Origin of the sequence: Micromonospora sp. URMC 107 (assembly GCF_051386315.1) — a bacterium.
Taxonomy (GTDB): Bacteria; Actinomycetota; Actinomycetes; order Mycobacteriales; family Micromonosporaceae; genus Micromonospora.
Map to the genome: position 1 here is coordinate 46,298 of NZ_JBPQTK010000020.1, position 18,612 is coordinate 64,909.

General features: G+C 75.6%; 21 protein-coding genes. 12 read left to right on the forward strand and 9 right to left on the reverse strand.

Going from position 1 to position 18,612, the window contains the following annotated elements:
- Window positions 1–161: 161 nt before the first annotated feature.
- A complete protein-coding gene (locus ACSNN9_RS07455; RefSeq protein ID WP_436672044.1) occupies window positions 162–1,577 on the reverse strand; it encodes a hypothetical protein in 1,416 nt (471 codons plus the stop codon).
- A 144-nt stretch (window positions 1,578–1,721) separates the two neighbouring features.
- Between ACSNN9_RS07455 and ndhC the strand changes: the two genes are divergently transcribed.
- Window positions 1,722–2,087 (forward strand): NADH-quinone oxidoreductase subunit A, encoded by a 366-nt coding sequence (gene ndhC / locus ACSNN9_RS07460; protein ID WP_436672074.1) that lies wholly within the window; start codon window positions 1,722–1,724, stop codon window positions 2,085–2,087.
- 48 nt (window positions 2,088–2,135) lie between these two features.
- On the opposite strand, the gene folP is transcribed toward ndhC, so the two are convergent.
- Window positions 2,136–3,005 (reverse strand): dihydropteroate synthase, encoded by an 870-nt coding sequence (gene folP / locus ACSNN9_RS07465; RefSeq protein ID WP_358090832.1) that lies wholly within the window; start codon window positions 3,003–3,005, stop codon window positions 2,136–2,138.
- A 201-nt stretch (window positions 3,006–3,206) separates the two neighbouring features.
- Here folP and ACSNN9_RS07470 point away from each other — a divergent pair, with 201 nt between their 5' ends.
- The 4 genes from ACSNN9_RS07470 to ACSNN9_RS07485 all read left to right on the forward strand — a co-directional run bounded on the left by ACSNN9_RS07470 (window position 3,207) and on the right by ACSNN9_RS07485 (window position 5,726).
- Entirely contained in the window at window positions 3,207–3,827 is a 621-nt protein-coding gene (locus ACSNN9_RS07470) for a DivIVA domain-containing protein (protein WP_436672046.1), read from the forward strand.
- Window positions 3,824–4,321 carry an SRPBCC family protein gene (locus tag ACSNN9_RS07475; protein ID WP_357875581.1) on the forward strand — a complete coding sequence of 166 codons (498 nt, stop codon included), beginning with the start codon at window positions 3,824–3,826 and terminating at the stop codon, window positions 4,319–4,321. Before ACSNN9_RS07470 ends, ACSNN9_RS07475 begins: the two co-directional genes overlap by 4 nt.
- Window positions 4,322–4,507: 186 nt before the next feature.
- Entirely contained in the window at window positions 4,508–5,089 is a 582-nt protein-coding gene (locus tag ACSNN9_RS07480) for a DNA-3-methyladenine glycosylase I (protein ID WP_358090835.1), read from the forward strand.
- Between the two features lie 13 nt (window positions 5,090–5,102).
- Window positions 5,103–5,726, forward strand: coding sequence for a hypothetical protein (locus ACSNN9_RS07485; protein ID WP_436672048.1), 624 nt, complete (start codon window positions 5,103–5,105; stop codon window positions 5,724–5,726).
- 174 nt (window positions 5,727–5,900) lie between these two features.
- Here the strand turns inward: ACSNN9_RS07485 and ACSNN9_RS07490 are convergent, their stop codons facing one another.
- Both ACSNN9_RS07490 and ACSNN9_RS07495 read right to left on the reverse strand, forming a co-directional pair.
- Window positions 5,901–6,692 (reverse strand): enoyl-CoA hydratase-related protein, encoded by a 792-nt coding sequence (locus tag ACSNN9_RS07490; RefSeq protein ID WP_358090842.1) that lies wholly within the window; start codon window positions 6,690–6,692, stop codon window positions 5,901–5,903.
- 2 nt (window positions 6,693–6,694) lie between these two features.
- Entirely contained in the window at window positions 6,695–7,513 is an 819-nt protein-coding gene (locus ACSNN9_RS07495; protein ID WP_357875589.1) for a PaaX family transcriptional regulator, read from the reverse strand.
- A 190-nt stretch (window positions 7,514–7,703) separates the two neighbouring features.
- Here ACSNN9_RS07495 and ACSNN9_RS07500 point away from each other — a divergent pair, with 190 nt between their 5' ends.
- Window positions 7,704–7,871, forward strand: a complete 168-nt coding sequence (locus tag ACSNN9_RS07500; RefSeq protein ID WP_007455245.1) for a DUF3117 domain-containing protein — start codon at window positions 7,704–7,706, stop codon at window positions 7,869–7,871.
- Window positions 7,872–7,999: 128 nt separating this feature from the next.
- Window positions 8,000–9,466 (forward strand): leucyl aminopeptidase family protein, encoded by a 1,467-nt coding sequence (locus ACSNN9_RS07505; protein ID WP_436672051.1) that lies wholly within the window; start codon window positions 8,000–8,002, stop codon window positions 9,464–9,466.
- Window positions 9,467–9,514: 48 nt separating this feature from the next.
- On the opposite strand, the gene ACSNN9_RS07510 is transcribed toward ACSNN9_RS07505, so the two are convergent.
- A complete protein-coding gene (locus ACSNN9_RS07510; RefSeq protein WP_357875680.1) occupies window positions 9,515–10,102 on the reverse strand; it encodes an O-methyltransferase in 588 nt (195 codons plus the stop codon).
- A 300-nt stretch (window positions 10,103–10,402) separates the two neighbouring features.
- Between ACSNN9_RS07510 and ACSNN9_RS07515 the strand changes: the two genes are divergently transcribed.
- Both ACSNN9_RS07515 and ACSNN9_RS07520 read left to right on the forward strand, forming a co-directional pair.
- Window positions 10,403–11,725 carry a S1C family serine protease gene (locus tag ACSNN9_RS07515; RefSeq protein ID WP_436672075.1) on the forward strand — a complete coding sequence of 441 codons (1,323 nt, stop codon included), beginning with the start codon at window positions 10,403–10,405 and terminating at the stop codon, window positions 11,723–11,725.
- Between the two features lie 72 nt (window positions 11,726–11,797).
- Window positions 11,798–12,220: a preprotein translocase subunit TatB gene (locus tag ACSNN9_RS07520; protein ID WP_358090855.1), complete on the forward strand. Its 423-nt coding sequence runs from the start codon at window positions 11,798–11,800 to the stop codon at window positions 12,218–12,220.
- A gap of 94 nt (window positions 12,221–12,314) precedes the next feature.
- On the opposite strand, the gene ACSNN9_RS07525 is transcribed toward ACSNN9_RS07520, so the two are convergent.
- The 3 genes from ACSNN9_RS07525 to ACSNN9_RS07535 all read right to left on the reverse strand — a co-directional run bounded on the left by ACSNN9_RS07525 (window position 12,315) and on the right by ACSNN9_RS07535 (window position 15,554).
- Window positions 12,315–13,463, reverse strand: a complete 1,149-nt coding sequence (locus ACSNN9_RS07525) for an Mrp/NBP35 family ATP-binding protein (RefSeq protein WP_436672054.1) — start codon at window positions 13,461–13,463, stop codon at window positions 12,315–12,317.
- Between the two features lie 137 nt (window positions 13,464–13,600).
- On the reverse strand, window positions 13,601–14,275 hold the full coding sequence (locus ACSNN9_RS07530) for a DUF1003 domain-containing protein (RefSeq protein WP_436672056.1): 675 nt from the start codon (window positions 14,273–14,275) through the stop codon (window positions 13,601–13,603).
- Entirely contained in the window at window positions 14,268–15,554 is a 1,287-nt protein-coding gene (locus ACSNN9_RS07535) for a magnesium transporter MgtE N-terminal domain-containing protein (RefSeq protein WP_436672058.1), read from the reverse strand. Before ACSNN9_RS07535 ends, ACSNN9_RS07530 begins: the two co-directional genes overlap by 8 nt.
- Window positions 15,555–15,587: 33 nt before the next feature.
- Between ACSNN9_RS07535 and ACSNN9_RS07540 the strand changes: the two genes are divergently transcribed.
- The gene (locus tag ACSNN9_RS07540) at window positions 15,588–16,457 is read left to right on the forward strand and encodes a PhzF family phenazine biosynthesis protein (protein WP_436672060.1); all 870 of its coding nucleotides are present in this window, start codon (window positions 15,588–15,590) and stop codon (window positions 16,455–16,457) included.
- Between the two features lie 196 nt (window positions 16,458–16,653).
- Window positions 16,654–17,181 (forward strand): hypothetical protein, encoded by a 528-nt coding sequence (locus tag ACSNN9_RS07545; RefSeq protein ID WP_436672076.1) that lies wholly within the window; start codon window positions 16,654–16,656, stop codon window positions 17,179–17,181.
- 137 nt (window positions 17,182–17,318) lie between these two features.
- On the opposite strand, the gene ACSNN9_RS07550 is transcribed toward ACSNN9_RS07545, so the two are convergent.
- Window positions 17,319–18,068 (reverse strand): HAD family hydrolase, encoded by a 750-nt coding sequence (locus ACSNN9_RS07550; protein ID WP_436672062.1) that lies wholly within the window; start codon window positions 18,066–18,068, stop codon window positions 17,319–17,321.
- Between the two features lie 96 nt (window positions 18,069–18,164).
- On the opposite strand from ACSNN9_RS07550, the gene ACSNN9_RS07555 reads away from it, so the two are divergent.
- On the forward strand, window positions 18,165–18,612 hold a 448-nt coding region (locus ACSNN9_RS07555; protein WP_436672064.1), incomplete at its 3' end, for an EamA family transporter.

Below are 18,612 nucleotides of genomic sequence, written 5' to 3' on the forward strand. Positions count from 1 at the left end.
CGCCGCCCCAACCTTCTCGGAGGCCGCCCTGTGGGATGCGATACAGCGAGATTCCACCCCGATTTGAGGTGTTTCCATCCGGCCGCCGTAATCCAGATCACCGGTCGCGGGGGTGGGCGGGCCGCCGGTCCGGGTGGACCGGCGGCGCGGGGCCGCCCGGGTCACTCCGTCGACGCCGCGGACGGCCCGGTCACCGGGGCGGTCATCCGACGCCGCAGCGAGGTGGTCGCCAGCGCGAGGGCGAACACCACCAGCAGCATGGAGATCACGATCAGGAGGATCGCCGTCCGCCGTACCGAGCCGCCTCCGCCGCCGTCGCTGACGGCCGGGGCCTCGGCGGCCAGTACGCCCTGCGACCCGGTCGGCGCGGGCGGCGAGGCCACCGGCGTCGCCAGCGCGGCGGCCGAGGTGATCCGGAAGCTCATCTGCACCTGTCGGGTCGGGCCGCTGCGCGGGTCGAGCTGCCCGAGCACCGCGCCGGCCAGCGGGGCCTGCCGCTGGGCCTCGGGGGTCGCGGACACTGGCAGCCGCAGCTGCGCGGTCCGGCCGGCGGCGAGGGTGCCCAACGCGCAGCGCGTACGGGCGGGGCTGACGGTGGTGCAGCCGGACGGGGGCGTCGGCACGGTCACCCCGGCGGGCAGGACCACCTCGATGCGGCCCTCGGCGTCCACCCGGCCGGTGTTGCCCAGGCGCACCTCGAGTCCGCTCGAGCCGCCGCTGATGTCGAAGGAGACCGCGTCGGCGGCCAGCCTGATCCCCGGCACCGGCGGACCGGGCGGGAAGAGCACCGCGAACCCCTCGTTGTCGCTCACCACGCCGGGCACGCCGGGCGCGGTCGCGGTGACCCGGACGGAGCCGCTGAGCGGCATCCGCTTCCAGGCGTCGCCGTCGACCCGTACGCGGAGCAGGGTGCTGAACCGGGCGCCGGGCGCGCTCGCCCACTCGCCGCAGCGGTGCTCTCCGCCGCCGGCCGGGGCGCAGCCCCCGGTGCCGGCGTCGCTCAGCCCGGCCGGGAGCGTGTAGGCCAGCCGGATCCGGGCGGGCGTGGCGCCGGTGTTCGTGACGGTCACCCGCAGCGTGGTCACCGTGCTCGGCGCGTTCCAGTAGGCGGCGGTCAGGGTGACGTCGTCGGTCGTGACGCTGACCCCGGCCGCTGGCGCCGGCGGGGTGGAGGCGGGCGCGGAGGGCCGCACGGGCGGCACCGACGGCGCCGGCGCCGGGGGCGGTGCGGCGGTGGTCGGCGCGGCGGTGGTCGGCGCCGGCTGCTCCGGGGCCGTCGTCGTCGGGGCCGGCTCGGTCGTCGCGACCGGTGGCGTGGTCTCCGGCGGCGGGGCCGTGGTCGAGGGCGCCTCGGTGGGCACCGGTTCCGTCTCCGTCGGATCCGCCGTGGGCGTGTCCCCGCCCGGCTCCCCGGCCGGCTCGGTCGCGGGGGAGGCGACGCGGGCGGCGGTCGGGGCGGCGGTGGCCCAGCCCGGCCCCGCGGTGACGGTCAGCCCGACCGCGAGGCCGATCGCCAGCAGGGGCAGGGCGCGTCGGTCACGCGCCCGCCGGCCGGGCCGTACGTCCACGCGAGCCATCTGTCCTCCGGTGACGATGAGTGAGATACCCATATTCGACAAATGTTGCTAGAGGGCACTAGTCCCGCCGGGAAACAAATCCGTAACGGGTTCGACCCGGGCGGCGACGAGGAGCGGTAGGCTCGGCGACCGTGACCAGGTTACCTGGGCTCGTACGCGACGCTCGGGCTGCTGCTGCTCGCCAGCGTCCTCTTCTTCGTTACGGCGTTCTCGGCCAACCGGGTGTTACGTCCTGCCCGTCCGGCCGATCCCTTCGGCAAGCGCACCAGCTACGAGTGCGGCCTCGACCCCGTCGGCGCCGACTGGGCGCAGATGCAGATCCGTTACTACGTGTACGCGTATCTCTACGTGCTGTTCGCCGTCGAGTCGGTGTTCCTCTTCCCCTGGGCGGTCGTCTTCGACCGGCCGGGATTCGGGATGGTCACGGTCGTGGAGATGGCCGTCTTCGTGGCGGTGCTGGCGCTCGGCATCCTCTACGCCTGGCGGAAGAACATCCTGCGCTGGTCCTGACCGCCATGGGCGGCCCACGGTCGCCCCACCGTCCCCGCCCGGCCGCGGTCAGGCGAGGCCGCGCCGGGCCAGCGTCGGCGGGCGGTCGCCCCGGATCGAGGCGACCATGTCGAGCACCCGCCGGGTGGGACGGACCTGGTGCGCGCGGAACACCCGGGCGCCCAGCCAGGCCGAGACGGCGGTGGCCGCCAGCGTCCCCTCCAGCCGCTCGGCCACCGGCAGATCCAGCGTCTCGCCGATGAAGTCCTTGTTCGACAGGGCCACCAGCAGCGGCCAGCCGGTGCCGGAGAGCTCGCCGAGCCGGCGGGTGATCTCCAACGAGTGGCGGGTGTTCTTGCCGAAGTCGTGCGCCGGGTCGATCAGGATCCCGTCGGCGCGTACGCCCAGCGCGACCGCGCGGTCGGCGAGCCCGGTCACCGTCGTGAGCACGTCGGCGACCACGTCGGCGAAGGCCGCGCGGTGCGGGCGGGTCCGGGGCGCCAGGCCGCCGGCGTGCGAACAGACCAGGCCGGCGCCGGTGCGCGCCGCCACCTGGGCCAGTGCCGGGTCGGCGCCGGACCAGGTGTCGTTGAGCAGGTCGGCGCCCGCCGCCACCGCCTCCACCGCCACCTCGGCCCGCCAGGTGTCGATCGAGATCACCACGTCGGGGAAGGCGGCCCGGACGGCGGCGATGGTCGCCACCGTGCGGCGGATCTCCTCGGCCACGTCGACCTCGGCGCCCGGACCGGCCTTGACCCCGCCGATGTCGATGATCTCGGCACCCTCCTCCACCGCCCGCTCCACGGCGCGCAGCGCGCTGTCCTGGGCGAAGGTCGCGCCCCGGTCGTAGAACGAGTCCGGCGTGCGGTTGACGATCGCCATCACCACCAGCTCGTCCGGGCCGAACGTGCGCCCACCGAGCCGAAGCGCCCCGGCCATGCCGCCTCCTGAAGGTCCGCCGCCGACCCGTGCCCGCCGTCGGCCGGTCACGACGCTAGCCGGTCCGCCCGGGTCGGGCCCCGCCGGTCCGCCGTCACCGCCTCCCGCCCCGGCGCCTCGGGCGGAAGTACTTCGACGCGGATCCGGGACGCGGCGGGTCGTGGGGTCGCTCGGGGCGGTTCGACATGCCACGATCTGTGCATGGGTCAGGTTCTGCTCCTGCTGGTCGTGGCGTTGACCGTCGCGGCGGTCGTGTTCGGGGTGACGGTGCTGGTCTCCGGCCGGGATCCCGGCCTGGCGCCGGCCGAGCCGGACGGACGGGCCGTGCCGTTGCCGGCGGCCCGCCCGCTGCGCGAGTCCGACGTGGGCGAGGTCCGGTTCGACACCGCGCTGCGGGGCTACCGCATGGACCAGGTCGACCACGCGATGCGCCGGGCCGCCTACGACATCGGCTACAAGTCCGAGCTGATCGGCGTGCTGGAGGCGGAGGTCGCCGCGCTGCGCGAGGGGCGCACGGCGGACGCCGACGCCCTGCGCCGGGCCCGGGAGCGGGCGGCCGCCGCCGAGCCGTCGCCGGAGGCCCGGGGGACGGTGCCGGTCGGGGCCGACCGGCCAGGCGCGCCGGGGGAGACCGACGTGGTCGTCGAGCCGGTCCCCGCGTTCGCGGGACCGACCGCCGACTCGGACGACGGGGCTGCAGACCCGGCCGGAGCCAGTGGCGAGAGCACCGCGGACCGGAGCGGGGCGGGCGACGACGGCACGACGCGGCCGGCGGGCGACGCGACCAGTCCCGGCCCGGTGGTCGGGTCGGAGTCGAAGTGACCGGGCCGGAACCCGGCGACGACCTGCGCGACGTGGCGCAGCCCGGCGCGGGCGAGGTCACCGCCACGGTGATCGTCGACGCGCCGGCCGAGCGGGTCTTCGCGGCGCTGACCGCCTGGGAGCGGCAGTCGGACTGGATCCCCTTCACCACCGTCCGGGTGGTCGAGGGCGACGGCGGCGAGGGCAGCCTGGTCGAGGCGGTCACGGCGCTCGGCCCCGCCGTGCTGCGCGACGAGATGCGGGTGGTCCGGGTGGACGCGCCCTACGAGGTGGGCGTCGTGCACTGCGGGAAGCTGCTGCGCGGCCCCGGCGTGCTCCGCTGCACGCCGCTGGAGCGGAACCGCACCCAGGTGGTCTGGCACGAGTGGTTCCACCTGCCGGTGGGCCCGGCCGGTCGGGTGGCCTGGCCGGTGCTCTGGCCCGGGTCGAAGTTCAGCCTGACCCAGGCGCTGAAGAGGTTCGGCCGGCTGGTGGAGCAGGGCCGGCTGCCCTGAGCCGGGCTTCGCCTGATCGACCCTGACCGGGTTCGCTCGATCGACCCGACGTCGCTGACATCGGGCGGTCGGCGCGGCCGGGAGGCCCCGACGTCGTCGACTCCGGTCGGACCAGGCCCGGCCACCCGGGCGCGACGCGGGGCCGGAGGCCGCAGGCCTGTCGGGGCGGTGCCCTAGCGTGGACGCGTGACTGACCTGGTGATCGGCGCCGACGGGCTGCCACGATGCGGCTGGGGGCACAGCACCCCCGACTACGCCGCCTACCACGACACCGAGTGGGGCCGGCCCCTGCGCGGCGACGACGCGCTCTACGAGCGGCTCACGCTGGAGGCGTTCCAGTCGGGGCTGTCCTGGCTGACCATCCTCCGCAAGCGGCCCGCGTTCCGGCTGGCCTTCGACGAGTTCCGGATCGACGCGGTGGCCGGCTACGGCGACGCCGACGTCGCCCGGCTGCTCGGCGACGCCGGCATCGTCCGCAACCGCGCCAAGATCGAGGCGGCCATCGCCAACGCCCGGGCGGCGCTGGAGCTTCCGGAGGGGCTCTCCGCGCTGCTCTGGTCCTTCGCCCCGCCGCCCCGGCCGGCCCGGCCCACGTCGTTCGCGGAGGTGCCGGCGCTGACCGCCGAGTCCACCGCGATGGCCAAGGCGCTCAAGAAGCGGGGCTTCCGCTTCGTCGGCCCGACCACGGCCTACGCGCTGATGCAGGCCACCGGGATGGTCGACGACCACCTTGCGGGCTGCCACGTCGTGGCGGCGCACGCGGCGTGATGGGATGGAGGCCATGACGACCGACACCGCGCACCGGGTGGACGCGGCGCGCCCCGCCGACGGCACGGGCGCCTGGGCGGTGCTGCTGCCGACTGGGCGCTACGAGGCCGAGCGGCTCGTCCACCACGACACGCTCGAGCTGACCGGTCTGGCCGACGTCGCCGGGCCCCGTCCCGGCGACCGGGTGGCGGTACTGGCCGACGCGCCGCCCCGGCTGGTGGCGCTGGGCCGGGTCGCCGCGGCCAGCGGCCAGGAGCGGGAGGACCCGGACGACCCGCAGTCCGAGCGGGCCGAGGCGCCGCTGGTGGTGGCGTACACCCGGCGGGCCTTCGACGAGCCGGTGCCGGCCGAGACGCTGGCGCTCGACGGGCCGCTGACCGCACTGGACCCGACGGCCTTCCGGGAGTTGGCCGCCCGGCTCGGCCCGCCGCCGCAGCGGCGCTCCTGGCTGGTCAGCCTGGACCTGCCGATCGAGGCCGCGTCGCCCGCCGAGGCGGTCCGCCTGTTCTGGGCCTACGTGCAGGAGCTGGGTCCCCGCGAGCTGCCCGCCTTCGTCTCGCCCTCCGGCGACGAGCTGGCCATGCAGGCGTTCGTGCTCGGCGCGGAGGCGAACCAGGATCCGGAGGAGGAGGACTGACCGACCCCGGGTGACGTCTCCGCGACGACGCTCGGGCCGCCGCTGCCGGTGCTCCGCGCGCGGCCCGGCCGGCGTCCCGCCGCCGGCGCGGCCCACCGCCCGGTCCGGCCGGCGTCCCGCCGCAGGCGCGGCCCACCGCCCGCGGAATGCCGGGGCGGGCCGGCCGGGCAGGCGTCAGCGGCCCTCGAAGACCGGCTTCTGCTTGTTGACGAAGGCCAGGGTGCCGGCGCGGTGGTCGGCGGTGCCCCCGCAGATCGCCTGCGCCTGCGCCTCGGCGGCCAGGGCGTCGGCCAGCGTGCCCGCGTCGGCGATGGAGAGCTGCCGCTTGATCGCCCCGTACGCGACGGTCGGGCCGGCCGCCAGCCGGGCGGCCAGCTCCTGCGCGGTCGGCAGCACCTGCTCGTCGTCCTCCACCAGGCGGTTCAGCAGCCCGAGCTGGCAGGCGTCCGCCGCGCGCACCGGCTCGGCCAGCATCAGCAGCTCGATGGCCTTGGCGTGCCCGACCAGTCGGGGCAGCGTCCAGGAGGCGCCGGTGTCGGCGGCGAGCCCGACCTTGGCGAACGCCATCAGGAAGCTGGTCGACGGCCCGCCGATGCGGATGTCGGCCAGGAAGGCCAGCGAGGCACCCGCCCCGGCGGCCATCCCCCGCACGGCCGCGACCACCGGCTTGGGCAGGTTCGCCAGCCGGGCGGCGATCGGGTTGTAGTGCGCCCGGACGGTGTCCAGCGGGTTGCCGTCGGTGGACTCCAGGGTCTGCACGTGCTCGCGCAGGTCCTGCCCGGCGCTGAACGACCGACCCGCGCCCGCGAGCACCACCGCGCGGCAGGACCGGTCGGTCTCCAACTCGGCCAGCGTCTCGCGCAGCGCCTCCTTGAGCGCCACGTCGAGCGCGTTCATCGCCGTGGGGCGGTTCAGCGTCAGGGTGACGACGGCGTCGGTGCGGTCGACGAGCAGCGGCTCGGTCACTTCTAACGACCCTTCTGTCGGGCGATGCGGTTGCCGGCGTCGAGGCACTGCTCGACGTACCGGTCGGCGGCCGGCCGCAGCCGGGCCGCGTGCCGGTCGAAGAAACTGGCCGCGGCGGTGCCGGGCCAGCGCTCGGGGAGCAGCGCCGGGGGCAGCTGCGGGTCCCGGAACAGGAAGGTACGCCACGCGTGCACGAGCCGGAACCGGGCGGCGTACGCCTCCTCGTCGAGGCTGCGCACGGTGACGCCGGCCAGCAGTGGCCGCTGCTCGGCGACGAACTGCTCGTACGCCTGGCCGATCTCCGCCAGGTCCCAGGCCCGGCGCACCACGCCCATCGCGCCGGGGGTGCCGGCGGTGTGCGCGGCGGTGAACCGCTCGTAGCGCACGCCCGCCTCGTCGAGCAGCACGTCCACGTCCTCGCCCGGTCGGGTCGCCACCCAGGTGCACTCGTCCAGGGCGCCGTAGCCGAGGAAGGTCAGGTTGGCGGCGAGCCGCTGCCGGTCCCGCCGGGACAGGGGGGCCTCGAGCACCAGCAGGTCGAACCGTCCGTCCCAGGTGATCCGGCCGGTCCGGTAGATCCGCGCCGCCGCCTCGTCCAGCCGGCGGGCGGCTTTCGGTGTGATCGAATATCCCGGCCCGGAGGTCAGCCGGCACGGGTCGAGCCACCCCTGGCGGACCATGCGGGAGACCGCCGTGCGCACGGCGGGCGGGGCGATCCCGAGCGGCGCCAGCAGCCTGACCAGGGCGGCGACGGGTGCCCGGCCGCCCCTCGCCCGGAGGTGGTCGCCGTACAGGTCGAAGAGTGCCGACCGTGCCTGCATGACCGCACATTGTGACAGGCCTTCTCAGGATAAGCTAGATGCTGTTACATCAATGCTGCTTCGGTTTGGGTCCGGCGGTGTTCATCAGGGAAAATCGTTGGTCGACACCCCCGCGTAGGTTGCGGGTGGTCAAGACGAAGTGGCTGTGGGGCAACCCACCGACCCTGGTGTAGGTCTGAGGGGAGACAACATGGCGGCGATGAAGCCGCGGACGGGCGACGGTCCGCTGGAAGTCACCAAGGAGGGCCGGGGCATCGTCATGCGCGTCCCGCTGGAGGGCGGTGGCCGGCTCGTCGTCGAGATGACTCCCGACGAGGCCAACGCGCTCGGTGACGCACTGAAGGCAGCCGCCGGCTGACCGAGGAACGGCCCGCGCGCCCGCGCGGGCCTTTCGTCAACCCCTGAGCCACCGGCCCCGCCGGTGGCTCAGGGTCTTCATTCCCCGCGGAGCCACGCTCCGCGAGCTTCCTGGAGGTACCGCTCCGCGTGCTCGCCATCCGTCTGCTCGCCGAGCCGGACCGGCTCGACATCCTCGTTCTGCCCGTCCGGCCCGGTCCGGGCGACGACGACCCGGCCCGACCGGCCCCGACCGGCGCGGCGCTGCCCGACGACGTGGTCGAGGAGGCCGCCGCCCTGGTGCCGGCGGCACGGCTGACCGGGCGCCCCGGCGAGGTCCAGGCGCAGCTGCGGCCCGGGCTGGAAGCCGGCAGGCTGCTGCTGCTCGGCATCGGCGAGGGCGACGAGGCGGCCTGGCGCAAGGCCGGCGCGGCCCTGGCCCGCGCCGCGAAGGATGAGACACGCGTCACGTTGGCCATGCCGGCGGAGGCCACCCCGGCGGCCGTACGCGGACTGGTCGAGGGGCTGCTGCTGGCCTCGTACCGGTTCCGGCTGACCGACGCCGGCGCCGCTCCCGCCCTGGCGGAGGTCGACGTCGTGGTGGTCGACCCGGACGCGCACGCCGCGGCCGTGGAGGTGGCCCGGACGACGGCCCGGATGACCCGGTTCGCCCGCGACCTCACCAACACCCCCTCGTCGGTCAAGAACCCGCAGTGGTTCGCCGACCAGGTCGCCGCCCTCGCCGCCGACGTGTCGGACCTGCACCTGCGGGTACGCGGCCCGGAGGAGTTGGCGGCGGAGGGCTTCAACGGGATCCTCGCCGTCGGGGGCGGCTCGGCCAGCGGCCCGCGCCTGGTCGAGCTGGACTGGCGGCCGGCCGACGCGCGTACCCACGTGGTGCTGGTCGGCAAGGGGATCACGTTCGACACCGGCGGCATCTCGATCAAGCCGGTGGCGTCGATGAAGCTGATGCGCAAGGACATGGCCGGGGCTGCGGCGGTGGTCGCGGCGACCCTCGGCGCGGCGGCCCTGCGCCTGCCGGTCCGGGTCACCACGCTCGCGCCGCTGGCGGAGAACATGCTCAGCGGCTCGGCGTTCCGCCCCGGCGACGTCATCCGCCACTACGGCGGCACGACCAGCGAGACCACCAACTCCGACGCCGAGGGGCGGCTGGTCCTGGCCGACGCGCTCGCGTACGCCGTCGCCGAGCTGGAGCCCGACCTGCTGGTCGACCTCGCCACCCTCACCGGGGCGAACGCGGTCGCGCTGGGCAAGCGCCACGGCGCTCTCTACAGCGACAACGACGGCCTCGCCGCGGACGTGCTGGCCGCGATCGCCGCCGCCGGCGAGGCCGCCTGGCGGATGCCGCTGCCCAGCGACTACGTCGAGCACCTCGGCAGCGAGCTGGCCGACCTGCACAGCTCGCCGGACCGGGGCGCCGGGTCCGTGATGGCCGCGCTCTACCTGCGGGAGTTCACCGGCGAGCTGCGCGACCGGTGGCTGCACGTGGACATGTCCGCGCCGTCGTGGGCCGACGGCGACGACGCCGAGCTGACCCGGGGCGCGACCGGCTGGGGCGTACGCTCGCTGCTGCGCTGGCTGGGCTCGCTGGGTTGACCGTCCGGCGGCGCCCGCCCCCGGCGGCCCCCGGTCAGCGGCGGCGGGTCAGCACTTGACGGCGGCGAGCAGCCCGTGGCCGACCGGCAGCAGCGCCGGGATCCAGTGCTCCGACTCCCGGATCGCCTTGATCGCCTCGCGGACGGTCACCGTCTCGACGTCCCGGGCGGCGGGGTCGCCGACCCGGCCGCCGGCCAGCGTGCCGTTGAGCGCGAGCACGCCGCCCTGCCGCAGCAGCCGCAGCGCGGCGTCCACGCAGGCGGCGAACCCGGTCGCCTCCGCGTCCACGAAGACCAGGTCGTACGCGCCGTCGGCGAGCCGGGGGAGCACGTCCAGCGCCCGGCCGGTGATGATCCGGGTCCGACCGGCGGCGAAGCCCGCCTCGGTGAAGATCCGCCGGGCGATCCGCTGGTGCTCGACCTCGACGTCGATGGTGGTGAGCACGCCGTCGGCGCGCATCCCGCGCAGCAGCCAGACCCCGCTGACTCCCGTGCCGGTGCCGATCTCCACCACCGCCCGGGCGCTGCCGGCGGCGGCGAGCAGCCGCAGCGCCGCGCCGGCGCCGGGGGTCACCGCCTCGAGGCCGACCTCGTGGGCCAGGCTGCGGGCGGTGCGCAGGACGAGATCCTCGGTCACGTACGACTCGGCGAAGTGCAGGGCCTGGGCCGTCGACGTGCCGGAACCGGCGACCGTGGCGATGGGACACCTCCGGGCGGCTCGTGTGGTGCGGGGGCGGGTGGGCACTGTGAGCCTAGAGGCGACGCCGAACGGGCGCAGCCGCGCGTCCGCCACCCGACGATCACGGTCGGCAACCGGTGACTCCATCCGCGGCATCCGTGTAATCCTGGAAGCGGTGTTCCGGCGAGCGCGACCGGGCGACGCTGTCGTCGGGTCCGTGGAGCGCGGGATCCGGGGATGGACTGGGAGGGCACCGACGTGACCGACGGCTGGGACTGGCGCCAGCCCGGGGGAACTCCGGCGCCGGCGCGACCGCCGGCACCCGGGTTCCCGCCGGTGGCCTCGCCGCCGACGCCTCAGGGCGCCGGGGGTGGCACGACTTCGCCCTGGTGGTCCGACGCGCTGGCCGACCCCTGGCGCGACCCGGCCGCGCCGGCCGCCGTGGTGCTGCCGGCCGCGCCGAGCCCCGGCACCGAGCCGGAGCCGGTCAGCGACCCGGACGCCCCGGGCCGGCCGACGCTGCGGCAGCTGCTGCTCATCCCGTTGATCACCGCACTGCTCGCGGGCAGCCTGGGCGGGGCGCTCGGGTACGCCTTCGCGGTGCGCGGCGGCGGCGCGGCCGGCACGGTGCTCGGCGCGGACCCGCAGGCGCCCGGCCTGGCCCAGCGCAGGCCCGAGTCGCTGGCCGGGGTAGCCGAGCGGGTGCTGCCCAGCGTGGTGACCGTCCGGGTGGCGGGCCTCGGCGGCACGAGCGAGGGTTCCGGCTTCATCGCCAGCGCAGACGGGCACGTGATCACCAACGACCACGTGGTGGCGGGGGCGACCGGCAAGGCGTCGGTGGTATTCAACGACGGCAGCTCGGCCCCGGCGACCGTCGTCGGGCAGGACCCGGAGTCCGACATCGCGGTGATCAAGGTCTCCCGAACGGGCCTGCGGCCGGTCGAGTTCGGCGACTCCGACGCGCTGGCCGTGGGCGACCCGGTGCTCGCCATGGGCTCGCCGCTCTCGCTGGCCAACACGGTCACGGCGGGCATCGTCAGCGCCCTGGACCGGACGATGCGGGCCGGCGAGCCCGGCGGTCCCACGCGCTACTACGCGGCTATCCAGACCGACGCGGCGGTCAACCACGGCAACTCGGGCGGCCCGCTGGTCGACGGGGCGGGCCGGGTGATCGGGGTCAACTCGACGATCAAGTCGCTGGTCTCCGACGGGCAGGAGGCGGGCAACATCGGCCTCGCCTTCGCCATCCCGATCAACCAGGCCAAGCGGATCACCCAGGACATCATCGGCACCGGCAAGGCCCGGCGTACGGTGATCGGCGCCCAGGTCGGCGGGGCCGGCGCGGGCACCGGCGGGGCCGGCGTACGCCTGGCGGCGGTGGAGCCGTCCGGGCCGGCGGCCGGGGCGGGGCTGAAGGCCGGTGACGTGATCCTGAAGCTCGACGGGCGGCCGATGACCGAACCGACCGACCTGATCGCCCTGGTGCGGAAGTTCGCGCCCGGCGCGGTGGTGACCGTGGAGTACCGCCGGGGCGCCAACCGGCAGAACGCCTCCGTCACCCTGGCCGCGGACGCCAAGTAGGGGCCGGTCACCCCCTCCCCGGGTGGTGCCCCACGTGCGTAGTCTTGCTGCTGACCGAAGGAGGCCCGCGCAGTGTTCGAGAACCTGAACTGGTGGGAGATCGGTGCGCTGCTGCTCCTGGCGCTGCTGATCTTCGGCGACCGGCTGCCCACGGTGATCAGCGACGGCCTGCGCATGGTGCGCAACCTGCGCACCATGGCCAGCAACGCCACCACCGACCTCAGTCGCGAGCTGGGCACCGACATCCAGCTGGAGGATCTGCACCCGAAGGCGTTCATCCGCAAGCACCTCCTCAGCGAGGAGGACGAGCAGGCGATCCGCAAGCCCCTCCAGGGCGTCTACGACAACCTGCGGGCGGACGTGACCGGCGTGCACAACGAGCTGAAGGACGTCGCCTCCGCCGCCGACCTGCGCGCGAGCGGCAGCCGGCCGGCCACCGCCACCGGCGGCGCCCCCGCCCCCGCCCCCCGCGTCAGCTACGACGACGCGACCTGACCCCGCCGCCGCAGGACGGCGACGGGGGCGGCGCTCCCGAGGGAACGCCGCCCCCGTGCGGGTGGCGACAGCGCCGGCCGTGGCCGGCGTACGGTCAGCGGCCGGCGGGCTTGAGGCCCAGCGGCTTGCCGAGCAGCGACTCCCGGCGCACGGCGAGCCGGTCGGCGACCTGGCCCAGCGCCTTCGCGGCCGGCGACTCCGGCGCGGCCAGCACGATCGGGGTGCCCTCGTCGCCGGCCTCGCGGACCCGGGTGTCGAGCGGGACCTGCCCAAGCAGCGGCACCTGCGCGCCGATGGTCTTCGTCAGCGACTCGGCCACCGCCTGGCCGCCACCCGCGCCGAAGACCTCCATCCGGGAACCGTCGGGCAGCTCCAGCCAGGACATGTTCTCGATGACGCCGACCACCCGCTGGTGGGTCTGCAGCGCGATGGCGCCCGCCCGCTCCGCCACCTCGGCGGCGGCGGTCTGCGGGGTCGTCACGATCAGGATCTCGGAGTTGGGCAGCAGCTGGGCCAGGGAGATGGCCACGTCGCCGGTGCCCGGGGGCAGGTCGAGCAGGAGCACGTCCAGCTCACCCCAGTAGACGTCGGCGAGGAACTGCTGCAACGCCCGGTGCAGCATCGGGCCGCGCCACACCACGGCGGCGTTGCCGGCGGTGAACATGCCGATCGAGATGACCTTCACGCCGTGCGACTGCGGCGGCATGATCATGTCCTCGACTCGGGTGGGACGCCCGTCCGCGCCGAGCATCCGGGGCACCGAGTGGCCGTAGATGTCCGCGTCGACCACGCCGACGGAGAGCCCGCGGGCGGCCAGCGCGGCGGCCAGGTTGACCGTCACGCTGGACTTGCCGACGCCGCCCTTGCCGCTGGCGACCGCGTACACGCGGGTGCGGGAGCCGGGCTGGGCGAAGGGGATGACCGGCTCCTGGGAGGCGCCGCCACCGCGCAGCTTCGACTGGAGCTCCTGGCGCTGCTCGGGGCTCATCACGCCGAACTCGATCGTCACGCCGGTCACCCCGGGCACCGCGCCGACCGCGGCCGTGATGTCCGCGCGCAGCTTGTCCTTCAGCGGGCAGCCGGCGACGGTGAGCAGCAGCTCGACCCGTACGACGCCGTCGTCGCCGACCTCGGCGGAGCGGACCATGCCCAGCTCGGTGATGGGCCGGCGGATCTCCGGGTCGTTGACGGTGGCCAGCGCGGCCTGGATCGCGTCGGAGACGGTGCTGACGGGTGCTGACATGCCCGCAATGCTACGTCGGCGGTGATGCCCCACCGCGTCAGCGGGGGGCGGTGTGAGCGAATCGATGGCGGCGGCTGGGCTGGCCGGCAGACCGCGTGAAGCGGGACGATCAGGGCGGGCGCCTATCGCCCGGCCGCTCAGCCCTGGGGCTGCCGGCCCTCGGGCTGCCGGCCCTCGGGCTGCCGGCCCTCGGGCTGCCGGCCCTCGGGCTGCCGGCCCTCCGGCCGGGCGTCGCGGGCCCAGTCGCCGTCCAGGTCGTCGCGCGGCTCCTCCAGCCCGTCGCCGTGCTGCGGGATCCTGTCCTGCTGCCGGCGCTCCAGCCGCTGCCGGCGCCGGCCCGCCTCGTCCAGCTCCTCGGCCAGCCTGGCCAGCTCCGAGCGGAGGAAGTCCCGGGTCGCCACCTCGCCCATCGCGTTGCGCAGCGCGGCGATCTCCCGGGCCAGGTACTCCGTGTCGGCCTTCTGCATGGTCGCCCGCCGGCGGTCCTCCTCCAGGGAGACCCGGTCCCGGTCGGCCTGCCGGTTCTGCGCCAGCAGGATCAGCGGGGCCGCGTAGCTGGCCTGCAACGACAGCACCAGGGTCAGGAACGTGAAGGTGTACGGGTCGAAGCGCAGGTGTGCCGGGGCCAGCGTGTTCCAGCCGAACCACAGCGCGATCACGATCGTCATGTAGACGATGAAGTTCGCGGTGCCCATCCCCCGGGCGATCCCCTCGGACCACCGGCCGAAGGCCTCCGGGTCGAACCGGGGCAGCTTGACGCCCCGGGGCTCGCGCGGCTGGTCGAGCCGCTGCGCCCGTTGCCGCTCAGCCATCCGCGCCGTCCAGCGTCGGCTCGACGGTCCTCGGGTGCCCGGCGGCGTCCCGGTCCCGCCAGTCCCGGGGCAGGAGGTGGTCCAGCACGTCATCGACCGTGACCGCGCCGACCAGCCGGTTGTTGCGGTCGATCACGGGCATGGCGACCAGGTCGTACGTGGCCATCCGGCGGGTGATCTCCGGCAGCGGCGTGGTCGGCCGCAGCGGGTCGATGTCGTTGACCACGATGCCGCCGAGCAGGTCGGCCGGCGGCTCGCGGAGCAGCCGCTGGAAGTGCACCATGCCGAGGTAGCGGCCGGTCGGCGTGGTCATCGGGGCCCGGGACACGAAGACCTGCGCGGCGATCGCGGGGGAGAGCTGCGGCTCCCGGATCCGGGCCAGGGCCTCGGCGACGGTGGCGTCCGGCGGCAGGATGACCGGCTCGGAGGTCATCACGCTGCCCGCCGTGCCCGGCGTGTACTTGAGCAGCTGACGCACCGGGTCGGCCTCGTCCGGCTGCATCAGGTCGAGCAGCACGTCCTGCTCGGGCGGCGGCAGCTCACTGAGCAGGTCGGCGGCGTCGTCCGGGTCCATCTCCTCCAGCACGTCGGCGGCCCGCTCCCGGTCCAGCGCGGCCAGGATCTCCACCTGGTCGTGCTCCGGCAGCTCGCTCAGCACGTCCGCCAGGCGCTCGTCGTCCAGCGCGGCGGCGACCTCGTTGCGCCGGGCGTCGGGGAGGTCCTGGAGGGCGTTGGCGAGGTCGGCGGGGCGCATGTCCTCCAGCACCGAGAGCAGGTTGGCCGTGCCCCGGCTGTCGGCGATGCCGCTGAGCCCGCGTACCCGCTCCCACTCGACCTGGTGCAGGTGGCCCCGACGGGTCAGCCGGCCGGTCTGCTCGCGTACGGCGACCCGGGCCAGCGACCACTCGCCGCCCCGGCTGCACTCCATCGCCACGTCGACCACGGAGCCCGCCTGCCCGCCGGGGTCGATCTGCACCCGGCGGTCCAGCAGCTCCTGGAGCACGAGCAGCTCGTTCGGGCGCTTCTCGAAGCGTCGCAGGTTGAGCGTGCCGCTGCCGAGCACGACCGCGTCGGCGTCGATGGAGGTGATCCGGTTCAGCGAGAGGAAGATCCGCCGCCGCATCGGCATCTCGGCGACCAGCCCGACCACCTCGGGCGGGCGTTGCGTCGGCCGCAGCCTGCCCACCGCGTCGCGGACCCGGCCCACCTGGTCGCCGTTCGGATCGAAGACGGCGACTCCGGCGAGCCGGGCGAGGTAGACCCGGGTCGGCGTGCTCACGGGCACCAGCCTAAGCGCCTAGTGTCTAACAACATGTCGACCTTGGCCTACGAGATCGTGGACGTCTTCACCGACCGCCCGTTCGCCGGCAACCCGCTGGCGGTGGTGTTCGGCGCCGAAGGACTGGCCACCGAGCAGATGCAGGCGCTCGCGCTGGAGTTCAACCTCTCCGAGACGGTGTTCGTGCTTCCGCCCACCCAGGTCGGCGCCACCTACCGGGCCCGTATCTTCACCCCTGCCGAGGAGCTGCCCTTCGCCGGCCACCCGAGCGTCGGCGCGGCGGTGACCGCCAGCCGCCGTGGCATGTTCGGTGTGGGGCAGGTCACTCAGGAATGCGGGGCGGGCGTGCTGCCCGTCGAGGTGACCGCCACCGGGGCGACGCTGACGGGCGGGGTCCCCACCCTCGGCCCCGAGCTGGACCCGGAGCCGCTGCTGGAGATGGCCGGGCTCACCGCCGACGACCACGTCGGCCCGGCGCCCCGGGTGGCCGGCTGCGGGCTGGAGTTCCCGTACCTCCCGGTCCGTCCGGACGCGGTGGCCCGCGCTCGGGTCAACGCGGCGGCGGCGCAGCGGTACGGAGTGGAGCACGTCAGCGTCTTCTCCTGGGACGCCGCCGCCCAAACCGCACACGCCCGGGTCTTCGTCCCCGGGCTCGGCGTGCCGGAGGACCCGGCCACCGGCTCGGCCGCCCTGGGGCTCGGGGTGTGGCTGGTCGCCAGCGGCCTGCTGCCCGCCGACGGGCGCGCGGAGTACATCGTCCACCAGGGCGTCGAGATCAACCGTCCGTCCGTGCTGGCCTGCACGGTGACCGCCGCCGAGGGCCAGGCGGTGGGCGCCACCGTGGCCGGCCAGGTCGTGCCGGTGGCCCGGGGCGAGATCATGGTCCCCCCGTTCGTCGGCTGACCTCCGGGGTCCGTGCCGCCGCGCCCCGGAGGCGGACGAACCCGGCTGCCGCCGACGGTCCCGGGCACGTGGACCGACCCCGGGTGGCGTCAACGGACCCGCTGACGGGCCCGGGCGGCGCTGACGGGCCCCGGTGTGCCGGTGGGACCCGGGTGGCACCGACGGACCCCGGGTGGCGCTGACGGGACGGGGGTGGATGCGGGAGGATGCCGGGGTGACCGACGCGGAGCGGACCAGCACGCCGCTGGTCGACGAGGCGATGAAGAAGGCCGCCGTGGCCTGGGTGAGCGTGGCCGGCGGGCCGGCGCTCGCGCTGTGGTGCCTACCCCTGGAGGGGGCGCTCTTCGTGGTCAGCGGCCCCGGGGAGCAGTCCGCCCCGGGCCTGGCCGACGCGACCGAGGCGCAGGTCACCCTGCGCGGCGACCACGGCGGGCGGATCGTCACCTGGCCGGCCCGGGTGAGCCGCCTGGTGCCGGGCACCGAGCACTGGGAGACCACCGCGCCGCTCGTGGCCGCGAAGCGGCTGAACGCGCCCGGGCCCACCGCGGAGCTGGTGGAGCGCTGGGCGGCCGACGGCTGCGCGGTGAACCGGCTCGCCCCGGTCGGCGAGCCGGTCGCCGGCGCCGGCCTGCCCGCGGACTCGCTGGCCGAGGTGCCGCGCGAGACGCCGGCGGTCCGGGCGGCCCGCAAGCCGTTCCGCCTGCACCGGGTCCGCCGCCGCTGAGGCGTCCCGCCCGCGCCGGGCCCGCCGCCCGCCGCGCCGCCCGCGCCGGGCCCGCCGCCCGCCGCGCCGCCCGCCGGTGGTGCGGTCGCTGCCGGTCACGCCCGATTTCGGATCCCGGCGGCCCCGGGGACCCGGCGTCAGGAGAGGCCGCAACCGGCCGGCACGGCGGCGACGGCCGGCACGGGCGCGTCCGCCCGCCCGGGGACCCGCTCGACGAGGCCGACCACCTCGTCGAGCGAGCGCAGCACCGGCCCGCTCCAGGCGGCGTCGGCGTTGAACACCATGTGGCCGGCCAGGTCGGGTGCGGCCAGCCGTACGGCGGTCATCCCGGCCCGCTCCGCCCCGGTCAGCTCCTGGCTGCCGCCGTCGCCGACGTAGAGGCAGTCCGCCGGCGCCAGGTCGAGCCGCCGGCACGCCGCCTGGTAGAGCGCCGGGTCCGGCTTGCAGCGCCCCACCTGCACGGAGAAGACCCGCACGTCGAGCAGCGGGGCGACCGGCAGCTGCGGCAGGAACTCCGGCAGCTCGTGCGTGCAGTCGCTGATCACCCCGGTGCGCAGCCCGAGCCGGCGCAGCGCGGCCAGCGTCGGGACCGCCTCGTCGCGCAGCCGGGTGTCGGCGCGTACGGCCCGGTGGCGGGAGGCGACCGCCGAGCGGATTGCGTCGTCGGAGGGGTGCACCCCGGCCTGCTCGCACACCCAGCGCAGGGTCGCCTCGGCGTTGCCGTGTCGCCCGCAGGCCCGCTCGTAGTAGGTGCGGTCGAGCACGTCGACGAGCGTGTGCGGCGGACAGCCGAGCAGCTCGGCGGTCGACCGGTGGGCCGCTCCCCGCTGGACGGAACAGGTCAGCGTGCCGAAGAAGTCGAACAGGACCGCCTGGTACGTGGGCATGGGGGAGCGCCTCCGGGCGGTAGGGGAATCGCCGGCGCGGACAGCATGATCGTAACGGAGTGCTGACGTTCCGTGGTGGCCCGTGACGTGTGAGGATTGCTCCCCGTGTCCCCCGCAGCGCACCGCCCGCCGTTCGACCCGGTGACCACCGGGGCGGTCGCCCTGGCCGTCGTCGCCGTCTCGTCGTCCGCGCCGCTGGTGGCGTTCGCGGCGGCGCCGGCGCTGGCCGTCGCGTTCTGGCGCAACCTGCTCTCGGTCGCCGTGCTCGGCCCGTTCTCGGCGACCCGGCGACGCGCCGAGTTCCAATCGCTGACGGTCGGCGCCGGTCGGCGCGAGGGCGTCTACTGCGTGCTGTCGGGGGTCGCGCTCGCCGCGCACTTCGCCACCTGGATGCCCAGCACGAAGCTCACCTCGGTCGCCGCGGCGACCGCGCTGTGCGCCACCCAGCCGGTCTGGCAGGGGCTGATCGCCCGCGCCCAGGGCCGTCGGCTGCCGGGCGTCGTCTGGGTCGGCATCGGGGTGGCGGTGGCGGGGGCGATCAGCC